Origin of the sequence: Bifidobacterium oedipodis (assembly GCF_012932425.1) — a bacterium.
Taxonomy (GTDB): domain Bacteria; phylum Actinomycetota; class Actinomycetes; order Actinomycetales; family Bifidobacteriaceae; genus Bifidobacterium; species Bifidobacterium oedipodis.
On sequence record NZ_JAAIII010000007.1, the window covers coordinates 194,925 to 218,297 of the forward strand.

The window sequence follows — 23,373 nt, forward strand, 5'->3', positions numbered from 1 at the left end:
CGCAACCTGTCAGAAATTTATCGACAAATCTTTCATGAAAGATTAATGATCGGGAATGATAGGTTCAGCCTGATAGATTCGGAATCCAAACGATGAGAATATGGGCGAAGTCGGTGAAACAGATGTAGGGGCCTATAGAGGATATCTGCTTGTCATGGTTGAGAGCTGCCTCCTATTGTGCATTGAAATGTTGTCGTTGGACTATGCGATATAAGGTGAACCCGTTGGCTTGGCCCATAGGGGCAAACCGCACATCATCAGTCTGATATTCCTCGGGATTCTGCTTGGAAAGGATGTGCGTGGCGCCTATCGTGACGAGGTCGTTAGCCGTCATATGCACTATGAGGTAATCAGGATGCCCTTTGGCAAGTTCGAAAGAGGGCGAGCCTTTGGCTTGAAGTTGGATTTGGACGAATGCGTATCGATTATAGAGTTTTTCGTAGCGCCTGTCAGGATCCAGCTTATGCCACCGTTTGAGTGCAGGCATGGTGTTGGCTGACGTGATGGCGGGGATGCCGGAGGCTACCATGCCTTGCCCGATATAGGGGTCATCGGTGACGAGCTTCGCCGTGCTAGTGCGATTTCCCAGTTCAGAACGCACCATTGCCGGTACGGGATTGTCGAGAATGGCCGACGCCCCATGCTGTATGGGGTTCACGCATAGGCCGGAGATAAGCACCATAACGCTGGCCGACGCAACCAGTCTGACTCCGAATTGTTTGTCGACCGCTGCGCTGAACACGGAGAACAGAAAAACCGCAAGAATCGCGAGGGCAAGGCAAGTAAAGACACGGTTCAGGGGACATTCGGACAGACGATCTGCCAAAGCAACGAGAAACACCGCAAGAATCATCGATATGATTGCTCTTGGAATCACGCGGCAGATAGGGGAATCATCGTGTCCGTTGACATCTGACGTGCCAGGTCGATGCAAGAAAGGCAGCAGCGTCAAAGAACGAATCAATAGGATGATATCCAAGAAGGATGTTGCCAATTCCAGCCGCCCGGTGGTCACCATGGACAGCAAAGTGGCGGAACTCAGCCAAGAGGGGAATCCGAATAGCCCGTACGCCAAGAGGAACAGGTCGCAAAGCAGCAAGGCCATCAACTTTGAATCCCGGTGTTTGGCAAGCACCATCAATGCAAGAATTATCCCCACGGGAAACAGTGTGAAGAACGAAGCGCGTTCCGGCGCATTCGGTATGGCCGAGTCGGCATCCAATGCGAGCAACGGAGAGGACACATAATCGGACAGGGATTGCAACAGACCGCCGCCGCTCTCTTTGCGTGCCCCGGGATACGCGGTATTGGCAACCAGGCGAATAGCCTCGCGCGATTGCCAACATATCGTCAGCAAAACAACGATAAGCAGAATAGTCATCACGCATATGGGAAGCAACCCAGCAGCAAAACGCCGATTGGAATGCCGCCCACCCTTCAACCGCCTACTGAATATACCGAAATCCTGTATAAAAACGGCGACACCGAGCGCCGCGAAAACGTAGAACAGAGGCACCTGCCAGGCAGGGTAGAGCACCAGCGCATATCCGCCCGCGCAATATGCAATCCCCGCGGCAACAGCCCACCGGCCAATTACCGATGAACTCAGCCAATACTTATCGAATAGAAGAACAAGCAGCTGGCCGAAAATAAACAATTCAGCGATGCCATTGATGGCGAACCACCATTGCAGCACGGGGCCAAACCCCACCAACACCGCATACGCAAAGGAAAGACACCGATCGTCATTGGTCAGAAACCTGCCGAATTCATACGAAACCAGCAACAGGCAAGCAAGACGCGCTGTCCAAAAGAACGAGAGCCCATGTTCACTACCCAGCAACATAAACCCCCACAGGAACGGACGGAATGCCGTGGCCAACGCCCACGCAGGTTGCCCGTACAGCATGGTCACATCCGTTGCGGATGCCCGCAGAATATTTGAAATGGGAGCATAGCTGTTGCTGGATTGGGAAAACGCAAAAGGCGTAAACACCGCCCACTCGTCACTGCGGATGCCTCTCGGTATGCCGAACAATGTTCCATCATCAGGCACACCACCGAAGACCGTGGACCATCGGGCGACAGAAGAACCGCTGATCGACCAGCCAGTACATGCCGCAACAACCAACACGCCCAGCGGCCAACGCCATCGATGCGCCCAATGCAGCAATGGTTTGCCGCGAACATCCAAAAGGACAAGCGCCAATGAAATCACAAGCCAGACCAGAGGAACTCGCCACAATGACGCGCGGGAAAACCAACCAATCACTCCCGTAGCGTCGAAAGAGGTACGGGACGCGACTACGGCCTGATGAAAACACTCAAGATACAGAGACGACACCAATCCGACCGCGAAAAAACAAAGAACCCGAACCGCATCAAACCGCTTGCCCCCAAGAACGCTCCTGCTCACGCCCACAGTATATGGCCGCGCTCAAAAAGCGAAGACAATGCTTTCAACTATTGAGTGGTTCCTCCCCTATAGCAGATTCTCAGCACCTCTGACATCCTCAACCTTACGTTTGCAATAGTGGTGCCCCTCAACTCAAAATGCAAGCACCACGTACAGACCGCAAAAGGCACGAAGCCCAACAGTCTCCTGTCCCTAGAAGAAAGGTTCCAGGATGACTGGAAACAAGAATGTTTGGCGCGCGCCGCTCGCGGGCCTCGCGTCCGTGGCGATGCTGGCCACGATGGGCGTGGCCGCGGGAACGGCGAACGCGGCGTCGGCCTCCAGTGGTGATGCGACTATCACTTTCAAGACCGATGGTGGTGTGATGTTCTCTAAGGCGTCCGCCGATGCTGAGAACAAGGAATCCGACACCTTCACCGTCAAGGCGGACAAGGACGGCAGCTTGGCTGACGAGTTCGCGGCCGCTGAGGCGGTTTTGCCGACCCTCAAGTCTGGCGCGTACACGGGTTGGTACGAAGCGGCAGGTAAGAGCGAGGCCGTGCTTTCCAGCACGAAGGACGACACTTCGCGAACCGTGTACCTGCACTACAGTGATAATGCCGCAGACATCTACAATGTGACCATCAATACTAACAAACTGGTATCGGGCGGTGAATCCTCGTTCCAGGTGCTCGCTTCCGATGGCATTTCCACCTCGCAGGTTCCGTCCCAGGACGTGCAGGACGGCAAGGTCGTCAAAAACTGGAAAAACGGCAACAACGATTTCTACACGAATGTGACCGACGTAAACTCCGGCTTGGAGGGTGCAGCTAATCAGGGCACACATAACATCGTGCTGACCGCCCAGGCCGAGGACGCTTGGGTCGTCACGTTCTCCGGCAAGAACGCCATTAAGAACGCCGATAGCAAGTGGGACTACGCCCTGTATGACAGCGAGAACAATGAGCTCGCTGCGAAGGGCGCGGAGTACAAGGTTGATGTGAAGAAGGGCGCCGCGTTCGAAGGCACCGTCGTCGCGATTACCGGCGACGAGGGCAGCCCGAAGCAGGCATCCAAGTTCTACACCAAGCAGGCCAACAAGCTCGAGGATCTCGCCGGTTCCGAGTTCGACCCGTCCTCCATCACCAAGAATGTCACCGTGTATCCGGGCGATGCCGTCCAGCAGTACGAAGTGACGTTCAACTACAACGATCAGCGAGACGACAAGTCCGTCGTGTCCAAGGTGGCCGCAGGCGAAACCGTCGCCGAGCCCGCCGGCGTGGCCTACAACTATGGCAAGAACGCCGAGGGCGAAACCCTGACCTACGCCACGAACAGCCATGGACAGAAGGTTCATTACGAGTTCGCCGGATGGTACACCGATGCGTCCCTGAAGGATGATTCCAAGTACGACTTCTCCTCCAAGGTCGAGAAGGCGATCACGCTGTACGCGAAGTGGAGCGTCACCGAAATCGGCATCGACTTCGATCCGAACTACGGCGTTGCCAAGACCGAGACCAAGTGGTTCGCCGACGGCGACGTGTTCCAGGCCCCCGAGTTCTCCCGCGATGGCTTCGTCATCGACACCTGGACCCCGGCCGGCTACGAGACCTGGGTCAACGCCGTGCTGACCATCAAGGGCGACGAGCTCCAAGGCCGTCGCGGCAACGCCAAGAACGACACGCTGAAGGCCTCCGTGTTCCAGGCCCAGTGGGTCGTGGATCCGAACGCCAAGCCCGAGGACCTCAAGGCCACGCTCGAGAACCTCGAGAAGAAGGTAACGATCGAGAAGGATGGTAAGTACATCAAGGGCGAGGATCAGGATGACTTTACCGCTGAATCCTTCGACCAGTACGTGACCGACTACCAGAAGTACCTGAAGGACAAGGGCAACCCGTCCACCAACAACGACTACGCCAAGCTGATCGACAAGCTCGAGACCTTGCAGGCCAAGCTTGTCCAGACCGCTCCGGTGAAGGTGTACCGTCTGTACAACCAGTGGAACGGCGACCACCTGTACACCACGAGCTCGACCGAATACAAGGCTTTGGCAGCGATTGGCTGGACCACCGAGGGCGTGCAGTTCAACGTGACTGACGACGCTTCCTTCGGCACCGCCGTGTACCGCCTGTACAACCCGTTCAACGGCGAGCACCTGCTGACCGCCGACAAGGACGAAGCCAAGACTTTGGTCAAGGGAGGCTGGCAGAGTGACGCATCCGGCGACAGCCTGACTGCGTACTTCTACGCCCCGCAGGGTGCGACGACCGGCGTGACCCGTCTGTTCAACCCGTACGTGACGGTGGGCACCCACCTGTACACCACCGATGCCGACGAGATCGCCAAGAACGTCAAGCTCGGCTGGATTCAGGAAGACGTGCTGTTCAACGTCGTCAAGTGAATCGCCACTGACATCAATACGATCTGATTGATGATGGCCCGGAACCCCATGGCTCCGGGCCATCATTCGTTCGCCGAGCAGGTACCCGGTCATCTCAAGGACGAGTTTTGCCGCAAGTACGAATCCGACTCGTCCGAGCAGTTTAAATCAAGCTCGACGCGTACATCATCCGTCGGAACACCAAATGGCACCAGATACAAACTCGGGTACATCCCGGAGGAATTCCGGAACATGTCCCTCGCACCCTGCCCCCGTATCCTAATAAAACATCCAGCGAACGGGGCATAGCTCACTCCGGGCGTTCTCTGATTGCTTTGTCGAGCACTGGCATGAGCAGCAGCGCGGCGATTGGAAGCATATATCTGCCCTGGAAGCCTCTGATGAGACCGAACGTTCCCATATCGGGAATTTCGTTCCATGTCGTAAGAACGAACCAAGAGGCGATAAAGGACTCCATAAAAGCCACCGCGACGGCAGTAACAGCATAGCGATTATCCGACAGGAATACGCGCACCCTGCCCGTGAGCGTTCGGGGTTCTTCATCCATGCGCCCGATTCCGCTGGCAGCCACGCGGCCCGCCATGCAATACACGAAGACCAGAAGAACCGCCATTGTACAGGCCAGGGAAATGATGTCGAGACAGCCGAACCTGTATAGCATGATCGTATTGTACGTGTTCGTGACCAGCTTGCGCAGCATGCCCACGCCATCGTTATCGGCCTTACTTGCCATGTAGTTCAGCGCGGAGAAATTGCCGTGCCAGTACAGCCACGGGACAAAGGCCACGCCGCTTACAGCCACGGCGGCCGCCTTCCTCCGCCAAGACAAAACCCTGGACGGAAGCACCAAGGCCAGAAGCGAGACGGCCGCGTAATTCGTCTTGCCCCAGGCCAGCCAAATTACCAGCAGAACCATCACCGCATAACTCGACCGACCCATCGGATCGCCATTGTATGCAACCCTGCCCAGCACCGCCAGGAACAGCACGCTCAATGCCAGGAACTGAGGATCGCACATGATGCTGCTCGCCATGAGCATTGATGGAGGCAGCAGCCCGAGCGCCATGATCAGCGGCCTGCCCACTGGGGCGACGACAATGGCAGCGACCATGACAATGAGATAGAACGCCAGATTGAAAATCCTCGCCATCTGCCATTGGCCATAAGGGCTCCTATGCGTCGCCTGACCGACTTTAAGGCCCATGGCCTGCGGAATGTAGTTCATGAAGGAATACTGTGAAGAACGATAGGCCCCGTCGATCTTCTTATCCTTCTGCATGTTCAGCGTCTCCCTCTGCCAAGCTACCGACCTTGCCTGAGGAGGGGAGACATCATAGTTCGTCAGAAGCACGGAGGTCAGCAGGTCGGCCACCACGGCATTATCGGCCGGCACGTCCAGATATGCCCCTGTGCCCTTGAGATACTGCTCATGGATGATGTTGCCGTATTGGTCGACCCTATCCTGACGGCGATTGAACATTTGGCCTGACACCAGGGCGTATGTGCCACTGCTGTGCATATCGGGATCCGGTATAGAAAACACCCCGAGCCGGCCGATGAACAAGCCAGACTGGGCCAAGGCCAAAACCAGAAACACCAGACCGGCCACGATTGCGGAAATCATTCCTGATCAGGAATCTCTTCCCCATGATCTTCCCTCACTACTGTTCCTCGAGTGATTTTGTGGCTGTTTTTTGTGGGTGTGGGCCCAGGTAATGGTTGTGTCGGCCTGATAAACGGGGAGGGGGTTCTCCCGCCAATGGCGGGAGAACCCCCTCTATCCTCGGGAGCCGTCGCCTAGGACCCAACGCCTAGGACAACCAGGCTCACTCGGCCGCGGTGGCCTTGAAGGCAACGCCCTCGTCAATCCAGCCGACGGACACGATGTTCTTCATCTCGTCCGCGTCCAGGGTGAACAGGTGCTCGCCGTTGTACTTGTTGTACGCACGGTACACGCTGTCCGGGGCATCGGAGGCCGCGTACCAGGCAACGCCCTCGTCGGTCCAGCCGACCTCAAGCAGGTTGTCGCGCTCGGCCTTGTCGGTCGTGTAGTGGTGCGAGCCGTCGTACTTGTTGTACAGGCGGTACACCTTCTGCGCGTCCTTCGAGGTCGTCGTGTAGAACGCGATGCCCTCGCCGATCCAGCCGGCGTCCTTCGCGGCCTTGTACTCCTGCTCGTCCGTGGTGAACAGGTGGGTGGAGCCGACCTTCATGTACGGGTTGTAGGCACGGTACACCGGCTCGGTGCCGGCCGGCACCTCAGCCGCATCCTGACGAACCAGAAGCTTCTCAGCAGCCTGGTAGGCGGCAACCAGCTTCGCAGCGGCATCCTTACGAGCCTGACCCTGAGGCAGCTGATCATAGGAAACATACTGGCCAAACAGCTTATACATCTGGGCCACGAACTTGGTGGCGGAGGCCTTCGTATAGCCTTCCTTCACCAACTTCGCAACATCGCGCTGCTGGTTAGTATAGGACAGGTCATACTTGAAGGTGAACGCAGCTACCTCGTCCTGATTGTCATCACTCCACTGGGCCACGAGGGTGTCACCATCAACGAGCTTGTAAGGATTGACCGTACCATCGGACAGGTTGTAGAACTTGCCGTCGAAGGTGTTGAACCAAGTGGTGTAGTTGACGTCGGTCCAGTACTTGAAGGTCTTGCCTGCGCGAGTCGGTGTCTCAATGACGTCCTCCCACTTCTGGGAATCGGTCTTGGTCGCGTAGATGTAGTTGTTGCCGTTGGAGAAGGAGCCACCATTGCCATTCAGCAGAATAGAAGCAGCGGAATCCCACTTCGCGTACACGCTGGTGGAAGCGGTGACCTTGGTAATGTCGGCATTGTCGGCAACAGACTTCCAAGCAGTGACCTTGCGGGTCGTGTACGTGTTGTGATCCTTGTTCTCAGCGGTCTGATAGTAGTCCTCAACACCGGTCGGCTGCGGGATCGCATTGCCTGTGGTCACGTAGTCCAGAGCCTTGCCACCCTTCACGAGATCGGTCTTGCCGGCTGGATCGGTGTTATTCCAAACCTTACCGTAGTAACCGTAGTAGTAAGCAACAGCTGCGACATTCTTGGTGTCCCAGCCAGCGTGAACTTCCAGGAATCGATGTTCCGTATCGGCAGCAGGCTGTTGGGAAACCGGGACATTGAAGTCCACCTTATTACCGGCAGCATCATACCAGCCAGTAAACACTGCATTCTTCACAGCAGGATCAGCCGGCTGCTCAGCCTTGTCGTCGGCAGCGAGATACTCGCCGGACACCTGATCCCCATCGGTGTTGAACACATCGGCACCAGCAACATCATTGGTCGGATCGACCTTCGTTCCATTCGGCTTGCCAAAGTCGTAGTTAACGGTCCAAGCATTATCCGAAGCCGAAGTAAACTTCTCGAGCGTCAAATCAACTCCGACAGTGGGGTCAGTGGTGGGATAGACATCCTCATTCTTATCAGAATCAACATTGGCGGAGAAGTCGTAGGAGTTGCCGGAAGCGTCCAGCCAAGTGCCCTCGGGTGCGCGGTAGGCCGGGAACGGCTTGTTGGTCACCGTGTACTTCACCACATCGCCAGCGGTGGTATCTGGGACATCAAAGAACACCTTGGCGACGTTGTTCTGATCCTCAATGGTCTGATACTTCTCGAACACCGGGTACAGGGTCGTGTCAGCGCTCAGCGCGCCGCCCTGGTAGATGTCCTGAGCATCAGCGTCATCCGTCAGCTTCCAGCCGACAAACACATAGCCAGGCTTGGCTGCGGCATCTGGTTCGGTAACAGAATATTTGTTGTAATCCTCAGCGGTTACGCCAGCGCCCTTGGCCACATCGAAGGACTGATCCGTGGTAGCGACAGCGGCACCAGTAACCAGACTGCCGTCAGCACGTTGGGTGCTCTTGAATGTGACCTTGACCGCGTCGGCATACTGGGCGTACAGCTTGGTGTCACCCTTCACGGCGAAGCCGGACTTCGCCACGTTGTTGCCAGCCAAATCAAAGGAATAACCCGTCAGAACCTTGCCATCACCGGCAGCCGCATACGGATCCTTGAGGGTCGTAGTATCGAAGGTCTCACCGTACTTCATGCTGCTGGGGCTTGTGTAGAACCACTTGCCGTACGGACGATCCTTCTCGTACACCTTCACGCTGAAGTTGTCGCTTTCGTCGACAACCGCCGCGTTGGCCGTGGCTGCGGCGACGCCCATGGTCGCGATCATCGCGACCGAGGCGAGGCCCGCGAGCGGCGCGCGCCATGCATTCTTGTTTCCAGTCATATTCCTGGAACCTTTCTTCTAGGGACAGGAGACCGGATTCTAAGTTATGGGAATGGTTGCATGCTGTCAGTAAGAAATGGAGTGGGGACAGCGTGAGTGGAACGTATTATCGTGGCCAGTTAATTGCACGTGTGAACGGGAATTCGGTCTAATATAATGGCGTGAACGACTAGGCGAGGAGACCCGATGAAGCTGACGCATCTTGAACTGGAGAATTATCGGCGTTTCGATTGCCTGTCGATTGATTTCGATGATCGGCTCACCGTTGTCATCGGTGACAACGATGCCGGCAAGACGACTGTTCTGGATGCGGCCGCGGTGGCGTTGGGCACGTTTCTTGTGCGGTTCCCGGATGTGAAAGGCCCGGGGCTTCGAGGTGAGGATGCCCGCGCGCAGACACGTCTGCTTGGCAGGAAGGCCGAGACCCAGGCGCAGTATCCGGTCGGGGTCGAGGCCTGGGCCTGTATGCCGGTGGCATCCCCGGATGGCGTGTGGCGGCCGCGTGAGATTAGATGGTTGCGCACCATCGAGCGTGAGAACAGCCGGATGACAAGTTCCAAGGCTCATGATCTTATCGAGGTGTCGGATCAGTACCAGAAGGCGATACGCGAGGGGCATGCCGGTGTGGTGATGCCATTGCTGGGGTATTACGGCACCAGGAGGCTGCACCCCATAGAGCGTTCGAAGTGGGGCGCGCATTCCACGGCGTATCTTGAGGCGAGCACGCGTTTCGATGCGTATGCCGGTGCCTTGGATTCGCAGTTGAGCGAGATCTCGCTGGTCAACTGGTTCAAGGCCATGACCGCGCAGGAGCTCGACGAGGGCGAGCCCATACCGGCGTTCAAGGCGGTGAGGAACGTCATCGGCGCGTGCGTCGCCCGTATCACCGGTTATGACGATGCTCGGGTTCGCTATTTCAGCGGGCAGTTGCGTGTGGATTACACCAACGCCGACGGGCAGCAGTGTCTTGGTGTGCCCCTGAGCCAGTTGAGCGATGGCTACCGGGGTGTCATCGGCTTGGTGGCGGATATCGCCAGGCGCATGACCATGATGAATCCCGCGTTGGAGGACGAGGCCATTCTGCAGACCCCGGGCGTGGTGCTCATCGACGAGATCGATTTGCATCTGCACCCGCGCTGGCAGGAGCGTATTTTGAGCGATCTGCTCGACCTGTTCCCCGGGATCCAGTTCATTGTCACCACCCATGCGCCGCTGGTTATCTCCTCCGTGCACAGGCGGAACGTGCGTGTTATCCGGCATGATGATGTCGGGTATCATGCGGACGTACCGCCCATGGAGACCTACGGCAACAGCACAGGGGCGATTCTCCGACTGCTGATGGGAGCCCCGGAACGGCCGAGGGAGGTTCAGGACCTGATGGACCGGTTCCGTGATCTTCTTGACAGGGAACAGTACGGGGAGGCGGGCGAAGTGCTCGCACGGCTCGCAAAGGGCCTGGGCGACGATAACCCCGAGGTCAACGGCATGCAGTCCGAACTGTTCTTCTACACGGATGACGCGGGCTGACCATGCTGCACATCGACAAAAGCCGCAGCAAACAGCCCCAGATCCTGGCGTTGGCGATTCAGGACATGCGACGCACTCCCGGCCAGACCGTCTGCTATGACAACCTGCCCTCCTACGTCACCGTGCGAGGCAGATCGTTGTCGGTTCGTGATGAGTTGCTCAAGGCGCTTATCGAGGATCAGCGCGGACTGTGCGCGTACTGTATGCGCCGCATAGAGCCACGCAACGCGCACATCGAGCATTACATTCCGCGCCACTGCGACTGGTATCAGGGCAAACGCACGCTCGACGAACTGTCCGTGGACTACCGCAACATGCTGGCCGTATGCAAGGAGAACGGCACGTGCGATGCCACCCGCGGGAACGCGGAGCTGACCGTGGATCCACGCAACCAGTCGGACATCGAGCAGATACGGTACAACACAAAGGCCGAGATCCTCTCGGACAACACGGCGATCGACTCCGACTGCCGGGGTCTGCTGAACCTGAACGACGGCTTCCTCGTATACGGCCGCATGCAGACCCTACAGGGCCTGTACCGGTGGTACCAGCACGAAAGCAGACGCGCCGGCGATATGAAGAGCAAATGTCGCAAGCGTCTCGACGAACTCCAGAACGGCACCGGCCACAACGACCCCTACGCGGGAATACTCATCTACCGTCTGGAACGCAAAATCCGCGCACTGAGCTGAACCGCAACAAGGAAGATGTGCTGAGTCATGTAAGACAAGACGATTGACGGCTCCCGGCTGACGGCTTCTTCCAACTCCAAGCAACTATGCCGCCGGACGTTCACTACCGTCATCTCTTCAGAAAATCAAGATCGTCAAACTCAGGCAGGACAATGCGCTGCTCCAAACTCAATCCGATCAGATCGCAAGTGCGGCGCAACTCGTCCTCGGAACCATACCGACTCTCGAATTCGCCCTTTCACCAGGTACTATCCGCATCGGCCAGCATGACGGGATCACCAACCCCGTGAGCATTCGGCGCGAGCAACATAGCACACATATCATCCTTTTTCCCCCATCCATAAACCATCATGGAATACCCCCGCTATGGGCCGGGCCCGTGGCCCTAGAAGAAAGGTTCCAGGATGACTGGAAACAAGAATGTTTGGCGCGCGCCGCTCGCGGGCCTGGCGTCGGTCGCGATGATCGCGACCATGGGCGTCGCGGCGAGCACCGCCAATGCGGCTGCCACCGCTAAACCGGCTGATATCACGTTCGCAGGTAATGGTCTGTCCTTCATTGAGGACGGCAAGACCGTTGATACCTACACCATTAAGTCCGATGGCGATGCCCGCCTGGACGATGAGGCCGCAAAGGCGTATGAAGCGCTGACCGAGGACTCCAAGAAGGTGTTCACTGGTTGGTTCGCGTCCGCCGACTATGGTACTGCGGCACTGGAGCTCGACAATAGCTCTGACGCCTACGAGCATACCGTGTACGCGCACTGGTCCGAGACCCCGTACACCGTGAACTTCACGGGTAAGTCCGTGAAGACTTCCGAAGTGACGCTTGCCGAGAACGATGGCAAGCTCGATCGTGTCGCCGACTGGCAGGTGCCTGCGGACAAGGACAAGAATGACGGGGTCCTGCTGACCGGTTGGCTCGCTGCCGATGGCGATGCCGTGGATCCCACCACCGATTTGTCCGGCAAGGCCACCCATGGCGAGACCGAAATCAATCTTAAGGCTACGGAGGTTTCCTCCGTCTACATTGTCTTCACCGATCAGGATCTGTGGAGCAAGCGCACCATCGAGCTGACCGTCACCAATGGCAACGGCGACGCTTCGTATTCCGTCGAAGCCGAGAAGGGCAAGCCGTACACCGGTACCGTACCCACCGCCACCATCATCACGGACGGTGCCCGCAAGACCGCCCAGAACTGGGTGAAGAGCGACAAGAAGACCAAGTTCGATGCCAGCAAGGCCCAGAACGAGAGCGCAACCTACTACGCGGCCGACACCACCGACACGGTCTCTTACAAGGTCTCCTTCGCTACCGGCTCTGAGGAGAACGGCTATTCCGAGGCTCCTGAGGCCCAGATTGTCGAGTCCGGCAAGACCGCCAGCGCCCCGGCCGATCCGACGCTGAAGACCGACGACAACTACAAGTATGAGTTCGTTGGCTGGTATACGCAGGATGACAAGAAGTACGATTTCTCCAATCCTGTGACTGGTGAGATCTCGCTGCAGGCCAAGTTCAAGGTTTCCGAGGTGAAGCTCACCTTCAAGTCTGGCTACCGTGGCGGCGAGACCACCGAGGCTTGGTTCAAGGGCGGCGTTGTTGATTTCCCCGCGCTCACCCGTGACGGCTACACGCTGCTTGGATGGACTCCGGCGTTCGCGGATGGAACCCCGCTGACTTTGAATTCCGAACCCGCAGTGGCTCCGACTGCCACGCTTACCTACTTGGTATTCATGGGTGAAAAGCCCAGCGTGACAGTGCCTGTGTCAGGCACCATTTTCACTGCCCAGTGGGTTGCGGATGACGAGGCTGAGGACACCCTGACCAAGCTTGAGCAGAAGGTTGCAAAAGACAAGGTCACCGAAGAATCTTACAAGCAGTATCAGTCTGATTTCCAGGATTACCTGAAGGCCAAGGACAAGGCTGCGGAGAACGGCTATACCGTCGACGAATACGCTGCCCTGATTAAGCAGCTCAAGGAGATTCAGGCGAAGCTTGTTCAGACTGCTCCGGTGAAGGTGTATCGTCTGTACAACAAGTGGAACGGCGACCACGTGTACACCACCAACTTGAAGGAATATCAGCAGCTGTCCAATATCGGTTGGACCACTGAGGGCGTGCAGTTCAACGTGACTGACGACGCTTCCTTCGGCACTGCCGTGTACCGCCTGTACAACCCGTTCAACGGCGAGCACCTGCTGACCGCCGACAAGACGGAGGCTGCGGGCCTGGCCGAGGCGGGCTGGGTGTTCGACAAGGACGGTGGCCTGGTCGACGAGGATGGTAACCCGGTGTACTTCTACGCCCCGCAGGGTGCGACGACCGGTGTGACCCGTCTGTTCAACCCGTACGTGACGGTGGGCACCCACTTGTACACCACCGATCAGTCCGAGATCGACTCGAACGTCAAGCTCGGCTGGGTCAAGGAGAACGTCCTGTTCAACGTCGCCAAGTGAGAAAACCCCAATAGGGAATCATCTCCTAGGCTGACGGCCTAATCGGAAAAAGGTCGGTTCCGATCCCTTTATAAGGGGATCGGAACCGACCTTTTTCCGTATCCCGGTGCATTAGGTTGTTTTTTGTGAGTGTGGGTTCAGGTAATGGTTGTGTCGGCCTGATAAACGGGGAGGGGGTTCTCCCGCCAATGGCGGGAGAACCCCCTCTATCCTTAGGAGCCGTCGCCTAGGACCCAACGCCTAGGACAACCAGGCTCACTCGGCCGCGGTGGCCTTGAAGGCAACGCCCTCGTCAATCCAGCCGACGGACACGATGTTCTTCATCTCGTCCGCGTCCAGGGTGAACAGGTGCTCGCCGTTGTACTTGTTGTACGCACGGTACACGCTGTCCGGGGCATCGGAGGCCGCGTACCAGGCAACGCCCTCGTCGGTCCAGCCGACCTCAAGCAGGTTGTCGCGCTCGGCCTTGTCGGTCGTGTAGTGGTGCGAGCCGTCGTACTTGTTGTACAGGCGGTACACCTTCTGCGCGTCCTTCGAGGTCGTCGTGTAGAACGCGATGCCCTCGCCGATCCAGCCGGCGTCCTTCGCGGCCTTGTACTCCTGCTCGTCCGTGGTGAACAGGTGGGTGGAGCCGACCTTCATGTACGGGTTGTAGGCACGGTACACCGGCTCGGTGCCGGCCGGCACCTCAGCCGCATCCTGACGAACCAGAAGCTTCTCAGCAGCCGCAATCTTAACAGTCAGCTTCGCAGCAGCATCCTTTTTCTCCTGTGCGTCAGTGAGACGGAGGTATGCTTGGTATTCATCTTCGAGCTTGTACATCTCGTCGACGAACTTGGTGGCGGAGGCCTTCGTGTAGCCTTCCTTCACCAGCTTCGCAACATCGAAGGACTTGCTCGTAAAGCTCAGATTATACTGATAAATCTGAGAACCTAGCTTATCTTGATTATTCTCGACCCAGTTAGCAAGGATTTCGCTTCCGTCTGCAATCAGAGAAACCTTTTTGCCAGCTGCATCGTAATAATATCCATCAAACAAGTTAGCGCGCAAAGTTTTGTCGGCGTTAGTCCAGAAGGTGAATGTGTAACCAGCGCGGGTCGGCGTCTCGACAACATCCTGCCAACGCTGAGAATCAGTCTTCGTGGCATAGATACCGTTGTTGCCATTTGAGAAAGAGCCACCATTTCCATTGACGAAAATGGATGCGGCAGAATCCCACTTAGCGTATACAGCCGTAGAAGCAGTTAGCTTGGTAACAACTGCGCCGTCGGCAACAGATTGCCAAGCGACAACCTTGCGAGATGTATAAGTACCATGATCTTTATCGGCAGCGGTCTGGAAGTAGTCTTCGACACCGGTCGGCTGCGAGATTGCGTTACCAGTGGTCACATAATCGAGAGCCTTGCCAGTCTTCGGCGTTACACGACCAGCAGCTTCACCAACAATAGGCAAAGACCAACCCTGCTCCTTGTAGTTGTAATAATAGACAACAGCAGCCACATTCTTGGTGTCCCAGCCAGCGTGAACTTCCAGGAATCGATGTTCCGTATCGGCAGCAGGCTGCTGGGAAACAGGGACATTGAAGTCCACCTTATTACCGGCAGCATCATACCAGCCAGTAAACACTGCATTCTTCACAGCAGGATCAGCCGGCTGCTCAGCCTTGTCGTCGGCAGCGAGATACTCGCCGGACACCTGATCCCCATCGGTGTTGAACACATCGGAGCCAGCAACATCATTGGTCGGATCAACCTTCGTTCCATTCGGCTTGCCAAAGTCGTAGTTGACGGTCCAAGATTTGTCTGAAGCGGCAGTAGCTGCTGTCAGAATCAAATCAGCACCTTCACCATTATTCGATGGGTTGTATGCGACATTTGCATCAGAATCAATTGGAGCAGAGAAGTCGTAGGAGTTGCCGGAGGCATCCAGCCAAGTGCCAGCAGGAGCGCGATAGGCCGGGAACGGCTTGCCATCCAATGTATACAGGGTTGCATCATCTGTGGTGTTATCCGGAACATCGAAGAACACCTGAGAAGCATTATTCTGATTTTCTTCAGAAGAATACACGCGGAACACAGGGTACAAAATCGTGTCCGAATTTAGCGCTTCCCCAGTGTATAAATCCTCGGCATCCTTGTCATCAGTCAGCTTCCAGCCTGCGAATACCTCGCCAGCAGGAGCGGTGGGTTCAGTTACCGCAGCGTAATCAGCGGCGGTAACACCAGAACCCTTTGCGATTTCAATCGTTTTGTCAGCTCCGCCAAAGCTTGCGCCTTTGAACGTAACATTAACAGCGTCAGCATACTGGGCATAAAGCTTGGTGTCACCCTTAACCGCAAAACCGGGCTTAGCAACATTCTTGCCTGCCAAGTCATAAGAGTATCCAGTCAGCACTTTACCGTCATTGAGAGCACTGTATGGATTAGCGACCTTACTTAAATCGAAGGTCTGGCCGTACACGTAATTGAAACCGTACTGCTTCACAGCCTTCCAAGGTTGATCCTTGCGGTAAACAGCAACACCGAAATACTGATCATTCTCATTCGGTGTAAGATCACTTGCCGCGTTGGCCGTGGCTGCGGCGACGCCCATGGTCGCGATCATCGCGACCGAGGCGAGGCCCGCGAGCGGCGCGCGCCATGCATTCTTGTTTCCAGTCATATTCCTGGAACCTTTCTTCTAGGGACAGGAGACCGGGGCAGGTGAGGTCGTGGGTCCATCTTGGTTCTTGGCGGTCGTGGCATTCGTTATCCTGCCCAGACTTTGCTTGGTCTCGATACTGGGTATTGGGACATTCGAGGACATTCGAGGACATTCGAGGACATTCGAGGACATTCGAGGACATTCGAGGACATTCGAGGACACGGTAGACTGTTAGGTGTTCCGTGTGTCTAGTCATCGGGGAGGGGACATGTCACCAGAGGAGTTCGAGGGGATCCTGGCGTCTGGCGAGTCCTCCTGCGTGGAGTTCAAACGCTGCGGGGGTCTTCCCGAGGATGATGTCTATGAAACGGTTTGCTCATTCGGCAACCGGTATGGCGGCAATATTTTTCTTGGTGTGTTGAACGACGGCACCGTCGAGGGGGTGAACCCGAAAAGGGTTGATGAGATTCAACGCAATCTGGTTAATAGGGTGTGTAACCCCAATCAGTTCGATCCGAGTCCCATGGTCGAGACGGAGGTTTTGACGAAGGACGGGCTGGCCGTGATCAGGGTGTGGGTTCCTATGTCGGCATCCGTCATCCGGTTCAAGGGCGTGGCCTATGACAGGGCGTTCGATGTGGACAGGAAGGTCACGGGCGATTATCTGCTGTCCCAGCTGTATATGCGCAAGCAGAACTACTATTACGAGCAGAAGGTCTTTCCTTCCCTGACTTTGGATGATTTTCGCGTTGATTTGATTGAACGGTGCCGTCGCATGGCCGTGGCAAGACGCCCGGATCACCCGTGGAGGGATTTGACTGCCGAGGAATTGCTGAGAAGCGCGAACCTGTGGGGCGTCGACATTTCGGACAAGACCTCCGGATACCGGCTTGCCTCGGTACTCCTGTTGGGCAAGGATTCGGTTATCGGTTCCCTGTGCCCCGCGTACCGCACGGATGCGATCGTCAGGAGGATTGATCTCGACAGGTATGACGACCGTCTGCTGACGAAGACGAATCTGGTGGAGTCGTACGATTTGTTGACGGGGTTCGCCCGGCGTCAGCTTCCCGACAGTTTTTACCTTGAGAACGATCAGTCGGTAAGCCCGCGCGACATCATCGTGCGAGAGCTCATCGCGAACCTCCTTATCCATAGGGAGTACTCAAGCCCGATGCCGGGCATGCTCGTCATCGGAAACGATGGCATCCGCACGGAAAACGCGTCCAGGTCCTTTTACGAGGGCAGGCTGGACCCGGACAACTTCAATCCCATGTCGAAGAACCCCATAATCGCCGGCTTCTTCACCGAAATAGGGCTCGCGGACGAACTCGGAAGCGGCATGCGCAACCTGTACAAATACTCGCGGAAATACACGGGCCAGGAACCGGAATTCAGCGATGGGGACGTGTTCAGAGCGTTCGTGCCGGTGGAGTTCACGGACGGATCCGCCACGGCCCCGCAGGAGCAGCCTCGGCCGAATATCCGGAACAAGCATCCTGAGGGCATGGCGGTCGATGACGCCATTGCATGGTTGCTTGACGCGAATGGGACCGTGACCTCGAAAACTGTGGCCGAACTTGCGCACGTCACGCCGCGTACGGCCAACCGTCACCTTGTCGCCATGACGTCCCGAGGAATCCTGGTCGCGGTCAAGAAAGGACGATTCATCATATACGAAAGGTCCACAGACTGACGTCTCGCCCAGCATGAGCCTCCTAAATGCCAAGGTGCTGTCCGACGATTCATCCCCGGCGATGCGGCTTACTCGTAAGATTCTCTTTTCGCGCGGGACTAATGCCCCTAATGTTGGGCGTTCGGAATGCGGTCATCATATGGCGTATTCCATGGGCAAACACCTGTCTAGCATGAGATATGCGTTCTGTGAGAATGATGGATAGTGTCTCTTATCCGAGGTCGAAGTTGGAGGCGAGGACGTCCTAAGATTGAGGTGTGGTGCATGTTGTCGCGCTGTAGGGGGCAGCAGATCAAGTGTGAACATGCAGCGTGGGTAGCCTCTCGCTGTTTGGAGAACGGCTAGCATACTCGCCTTCGATGTTTATGACGACCTGTTTGTACGTGTATTGGTCGTTCTTGCACATGACGAGTCGCATTTGAGCTTCCGCTTCTGACCCATGCTTACTAGGGAATTCCCCGTCGGCGACGCGAGAACAATCCTTGGGGAAAGCAGCTCTTGGGATAGGCCGTCCACTCGAAATCCCTAGGCAGATCTTCGTTCCTGTGGCCCTAGAAGAAAGGTTCCAGGAATATGACTGGAAACAAGAATGCATGGCGCGCGCCGCTCGCGGGCCTCGCCTCGGTCGCGATGATCGCGACCATGGGCGTCGCCGCAAGCACCGCCAACGCGGCTGGAGACGTGCCCGCCTACGATTTCACGGTGACGTTCAACGCCGGCAGTGAAGGCACTGTTAGCGGCAAGGAAACATATTCGGAAAAGGCAAGTGTGGCAGCCCCCAATGGCAAACTTGCTTATGACGCGTCCAGCTATGCTCTCGCATCGGTTGTCGCCACTCCGAATAATGCGTCTAAGGATGTTGTGTTTACTGGCTGGTATACGGCTCCGCAGGGCGGCGAAAAGTTCGACCCGTCCACGTTCCTGAACAAGGACGTGACCCTGTATGCGCATTACGCACTGCCTGATGACGTTGTGACCGTCAACTTCAACGGCGGCGAAGCTGACTATCCTTACACCGGCTCCAATGTCATCAAGGTGTCCAAGGCAGACAACAAGATCGCCAAGTGGGAGCTGCCCACTGATCGTCCTGATAACCAGAAGGCATTGACGGGCTGGGAGACTGTGAGCCCGACGAGCCCGACTGAGGTTGCGGTGTCCGATGACCAGCTTACCTCCAATCTCAAGGCCGTCTTCCCGAGCAATGGTAATTCCGATCCCGTTACTCTGGATCTGGACCCGGTGACTGCGAAAGCGGTTACTGTGGAGTTCGACATTGCAGGCAACGGATATGACCCGGCTGCTGGAGATTCCCGTGTGGATGTGAAGGTTGGTGATTCCATCGAACTGGCGACAGGCTTCGCTTCCTACGATAATAAGCTCCAGAAGCGTGCGACCGCATGGCAGGATCAGTCTGGCGATACCCTCGAAAGCAAGTTGGACGTGGATGAAGCCAAGGCTGCGGAGTTGACGGCAAAGGGTGAGAGCCGTTGGAACGTCAACGGTACCAAGTTCCAAGCTGCTTTCGTTGCCACTTACTACACCGAGATTAATGATGTTGACGTACCGTTTGGTGAGGAGCTTGTGGACAGTGGTTCCAAGGCCAAGCTCGAAGCCGCTCCGGAACGCAACAGCGACTACTCGTTCGCCTACTACACTAAGGGCGTCAATGAGAACTCTGGCAAACACAGCTACAGCACTGTGAAGTTCGACGAGGCCCTGCGCGGCAACGTCAACCTTGCCGCCCAGTGGAGCACCGCCAAGGCCGTGGTGAAGTTCAACTACAACTACGCAGGCAAGATTGATGAGAAGTACTACGCCTCCGGCGACACCTTCACTCTGCCGACCGCAACTCGTGACGGCTGGACCCTGCTCGGCTGGTACGTTGCCACTGGCACCCCATCCAATCCTTTCCAAAGCAATGGCGGTTCTGAGTTCTTTTATTCCAAGAACACCATTGGTAGCCGTCCCGCCAATGTGAACCTGAACAATGGCACACATACGATTGAATATTTCGATCAGTTCAAGCTGCCCGCGAATGCTAAGCTGCGCATCAACGACAATGGTAACCTTGAGTGGCTTGACACCAAGGTTGCAGACGGATATGACAACGACGGCAACGCGAAATACAAGTCCGAGTGGAAGAACATCTACAACGAGGTGTTCGCCGCTTGGAAGCGTGCAGGTGCCGACGAGTTGAACAACCTCATCAACCAGGCCCCGATTCAGAACGAGAACGGTACCGCCATCACCGAGAACAAGGACTTCACCAACTGGTCCGAGTATGTTGAAGTGATGAACGAGATCGAGGCCGACAAGGCCGCCCTCGAGAACAAGGGCGAGCTGTCCAACGAAGAAGCCGCCAAGCTGGCCGAACGTGTTCAGGCTGCTCAGGATAAGCTTGTTCAGACTGCTCCGGTGAAGGTGTACCGTCTGTACAACAAGTGGAACGGCGATCACGTGTACACCACGAGCCAGGACGAGTCCTCCGCCCTGTCCAAGCTCGGCTGGAAGGCCGAGGGTGTGCAGTTCAATGTCACCACGGTGAAGTTCGGCAACGCGAAGGCCGTGTACCGCCTGTACAACCCGTACAATGGCGAGCATCTGCTGACCGCCGACAAGACGGAGGCCGCTGGCCTGGCCGAGGCGGGCTGGGTGTTCGACAAGGACGGCAGCCTGACCGATGAGGACGGCAACCCGGTGTACTTCTACGCCCCGCAGGGCGCGACGACCGGCGTGACCCGTCTGTTCAACCCGTACGAGACGGTGGGCACCCACCTGTACACCACGAGCTCCGACGAGATCGCCAAGAACGTCAAGCTCGGCTGGATCCAGGAGAACGTCCTGTTCAACGTCGTCAAGTGAGCAAACCCCAATAGGGAATCTCTCCTAGACTGACTGACCAATAAGGAACGGTGCCAGTCCAATCCCACACGTGGATTGGACTGGCACCGTTCCTTTGCGTTAAACGAGAGTGCCGGGGTGCCTGCATCCTTCAAAGGACACTGGAACCCCGGCATTCTTGTCTATGGGCGATGAGCAGTCAGGTTATGCTCAGTTGACCTTGAATGCGGCCTCGCCGTTGAAGTCCCACTTCCATCCGAGCTTGACCAGGGACTCGGCCTCGGACTTGTCGGAGGTGTACAGGTGGGCAGCCGCGCCGGTCTCGTACGGGTTATACAGACGGTACAGGTCGTCGGAACCGTTGGCCAGCGTGTAGAACTTCAGGCCCTCGTCGGTCCAACCGATCTTCTCAAGATCCTTGGCCTCGTCGGCACGCACCAGCAGATGCTCGCCCGTGTACTTGTTGTACGCGCTGTGCACCGCCTCGTTCAATCCGTTGTCGAAGCCAGTGGCGCGGAACTTGGCACCCTCATAGGTCCAGCCAAGGGTCACCAGATCGGCGGCCTCGGAGTTGTCGGTGGTGTAGTAGTGACCGCCGTTGTACTGGTTGTACAGACGATACACAGTCACGTTATCCTTCTCCACCAGCTTGCCCTGGGCGGCGAGCACGGCCTTCACGGCCTCATCCTTCTTGGACGCATCCTTCAGATTGCCCTGCCCATCGAAGTACTTGTCGTACACCTTCTTATAGGCCTTGAAGGAGTCTGCAGTGAAGACGTTCTCGTTCAGGACCTTGGAGGCCTGATCGTAGTCCACGTCAGCCGGATTCTGCCACATGGCGTACAGGGTACCGCCAGCATAATCCTTGACCGAGTCAGCGTCGGACAGGTCAATGGCCTTGTCCTCATCCTTGTCCGTGTCATTATCCGACCAGCCCAGGAAGGTATAGCCCTGACGCACCGGGGCATCAACCGTATAGGTGCCGTCCTCGTTGGACTCAACCTCGGTAATCGCGCCATCCTGCCAATTCTCGTCGAACGTAATCTTGGAAGCGGCCTTCTTGGTAGCCTCGCCGAATACAGCATACAGAGTCTTGTCCGCAGTCACGTTCGCAGACCATGCGTATTCCTTATCGGCACGGTTATCGGCGTTAGCGCTGCCATCAGCGGACTCGGTCCAGTACAGGAATGAACGACCCTGATCGGTGTTGTCCACAGGAGCTTCAGGCTGGGCGACCGGATTGTTCACCACGACGTTATCGTAGCCGTAATCGGTTTCGGCGACAACGGTGCCATCAAGCTTCTGGGAAGCCGGGAACTTGAAGGTGATCTTGGCAGTCTGGGCTTCCTTGGCGTACTTCGCATACAGGGTCACATCCTTGTCGGTGCCCTTGGAGAAATCGAACGAAGTCAACTCGTTGTCGGTGACCTTACCGTCGTTGTTCGCGTCGGCCCATGTATTCCAACCCACAAACTTCAGGTCGCCATTGGTCGGAGCCTTGTCATCGTCATACTTCGGAGCCTCGAACGCGGTGCTCTCCACGACCTTCACGGTCTGAGGAGTGGCCGGCGTGCCATCGGTGCCGCCGTTGAGATCAAAGGTAACTGTGCGGTTCGGGCCGTAAATCGGATACAGCTTAACGTCCTTGGTGGTGTCCAGCGTGGACAGATCAAGTGCGGTGGTGGCGGCGCGGCTGGTATTCCAGCCACGAATCGCATCGGCACCATCGGCAAGCTTGCCAACCTGCCAGTCAGCCAGCTTGTCACCCTTTACGACTTGGAATTGGGTACCGGTGGCGGCACCTTCGAATTCGATTGTGCTCAGGTTGCCCGAGATATAGTAGCGACCGGTCAGATCAAGGTCGCCAGTTACCTTTGCATCACCGGCGACGGCGCGTCCGCCGACCTGCCAAGTCAGGAAGTGACGGTTCGCCGGCTCCGCCGGATTGGCAATCAGATCAGCCACGGCAGTCTTCGCCTCGACGTTCTCGATTGTGGCCTTGGATGCCTTTGCGGGGTCAGTGCTGTTCAGCGTGACCTCAACATCAGTAGTGTCATCGGTCTTCTTTTCGAAGTCGTTATTCGCATCCAGCTGGCGGAGCTTGTTGACCAAGGCAGTGCCCAGCTTCGCGCCAGACTGCTTGCTCACGTCAAGGGTAACAGTGTACTTTCCAGCCTTCTCGGCCGGCACGAACGCCGCGTTCGCGGTGCTTGCCGCGACACCCATCGTCGCGATCATCGCGACCGAGGCGAGGCCCGCGAGCGGCGCGCGCCAAACATTCTTGTTTCCAGTCATCCTGGAACCTTTCTTCTAGGGCGAAGGTTATTGAGAACTTGAATTTTCAGAGCAAGTGCAACGTTGTTGAATGGTGGATTTCCCAGGGTGTCCTGTAGCCGTGGCGTTTGCGTGGTCTGTGGTTGATAGCGTCGTATACGGTCCGGACCTGGCCGTCGT

General features: G+C 56.8%; 11 protein-coding genes and 1 pseudogene. 6 read left to right on the forward strand and 6 right to left on the reverse strand.

Translation table 11 applies throughout. From position 1 onward, the window contains the following. Positions 1 to 172 precede the first annotated feature (172 nt). Entirely contained in the window at positions 173 to 2,416 is a 2,244-nt protein-coding gene (locus tag G1C95_RS11040) for a DUF7657 domain-containing protein (RefSeq protein WP_169173001.1), read from the reverse strand. 211 nt (positions 2,417 to 2,627) lie between these two features. On the opposite strand from G1C95_RS11040, the gene G1C95_RS11045 reads away from it, so the two are divergent. Next, positions 2,628 to 4,796 carry an InlB B-repeat-containing protein gene (locus G1C95_RS11045; protein WP_169173002.1) on the forward strand — a complete coding sequence of 723 codons (2,169 nt, stop codon included), beginning with the start codon at positions 2,628 to 2,630 and terminating at the stop codon, positions 4,794 to 4,796. 289 nt (positions 4,797 to 5,085) lie between these two features. Here G1C95_RS11045 and G1C95_RS11050 read toward each other — a convergent pair whose 3' ends face one another. Together G1C95_RS11050 and G1C95_RS11055 are read right to left on the reverse strand one after the other, a co-directional pair. Next, positions 5,086 to 6,420: a DUF2142 domain-containing protein gene (locus G1C95_RS11050; protein WP_169173003.1), complete on the reverse strand. Its 1,335-nt coding sequence runs from the start codon at positions 6,418 to 6,420 to the stop codon at positions 5,086 to 5,088. A 202-nt stretch (positions 6,421 to 6,622) separates the two neighbouring features. After that, positions 6,623 to 9,067 carry an InlB B-repeat-containing protein gene (locus G1C95_RS11055; RefSeq protein WP_169173004.1) on the reverse strand — a complete coding sequence of 815 codons (2,445 nt, stop codon included), beginning with the start codon at positions 9,065 to 9,067 and terminating at the stop codon, positions 6,623 to 6,625. 186 nt (positions 9,068 to 9,253) lie between these two features. Here G1C95_RS11055 and G1C95_RS11060 point away from each other — a divergent pair, with 186 nt between their 5' ends. The 3 genes from G1C95_RS11060 to G1C95_RS11070 all read left to right on the forward strand — a co-directional run bounded on the left by G1C95_RS11060 (position 9,254) and on the right by G1C95_RS11070 (position 13,742). Continuing rightward, the gene (locus tag G1C95_RS11060) at positions 9,254 to 10,594 is read left to right on the forward strand and encodes an AAA family ATPase (protein WP_169173005.1); all 1,341 of its coding nucleotides are present in this window, start codon (positions 9,254 to 9,256) and stop codon (positions 10,592 to 10,594) included. 2 nt (positions 10,595 to 10,596) lie between these two features. Continuing rightward, positions 10,597 to 11,286 (forward strand): HNH endonuclease family protein, encoded by a 690-nt coding sequence (locus tag G1C95_RS11065; protein ID WP_169173006.1) that lies wholly within the window; start codon positions 10,597 to 10,599, stop codon positions 11,284 to 11,286. Between the two features lie 404 nt (positions 11,287 to 11,690). Then, the gene (locus tag G1C95_RS11070; RefSeq protein WP_169173007.1) at positions 11,691 to 13,742 is read left to right on the forward strand and encodes an InlB B-repeat-containing protein; all 2,052 of its coding nucleotides are present in this window, start codon (positions 11,691 to 11,693) and stop codon (positions 13,740 to 13,742) included. A 255-nt stretch (positions 13,743 to 13,997) separates the two neighbouring features. Here the strand turns inward: G1C95_RS11070 and G1C95_RS11075 are convergent, their stop codons facing one another. Continuing rightward, complete coding sequence (locus tag G1C95_RS11075; protein ID WP_169173008.1) at positions 13,998 to 16,403, reverse strand: InlB B-repeat-containing protein; 2,406 nt, start codon at positions 16,401 to 16,403, stop codon at positions 13,998 to 14,000. Between the two features lie 250 nt (positions 16,404 to 16,653). On the opposite strand from G1C95_RS11075, the gene G1C95_RS11080 reads away from it, so the two are divergent. Both G1C95_RS11080 and G1C95_RS11085 read left to right on the forward strand, forming a co-directional pair. Beyond that, positions 16,654 to 18,078 carry an RNA-binding domain-containing protein gene (locus G1C95_RS11080; RefSeq protein WP_169173009.1) on the forward strand — a complete coding sequence of 475 codons (1,425 nt, stop codon included), beginning with the start codon at positions 16,654 to 16,656 and terminating at the stop codon, positions 18,076 to 18,078. A 573-nt stretch (positions 18,079 to 18,651) separates the two neighbouring features. Next, positions 18,652 to 20,940 carry an InlB B-repeat-containing protein gene (locus tag G1C95_RS11085; RefSeq protein WP_169173010.1) on the forward strand — a complete coding sequence of 763 codons (2,289 nt, stop codon included), beginning with the start codon at positions 18,652 to 18,654 and terminating at the stop codon, positions 20,938 to 20,940. A 189-nt stretch (positions 20,941 to 21,129) separates the two neighbouring features. On the opposite strand, the gene G1C95_RS11090 is transcribed toward G1C95_RS11085, so the two are convergent. After that, positions 21,130 to 23,214: an InlB B-repeat-containing protein gene (locus G1C95_RS11090; protein ID WP_169173011.1), complete on the reverse strand. Its 2,085-nt coding sequence runs from the start codon at positions 23,212 to 23,214 to the stop codon at positions 21,130 to 21,132. Positions 23,215 to 23,260: 46 nt separating this feature from the next. Continuing rightward, positions 23,261 to 23,373, reverse strand: a pseudogene (locus G1C95_RS12860) (IS30 family transposase); the annotation flags it as partial.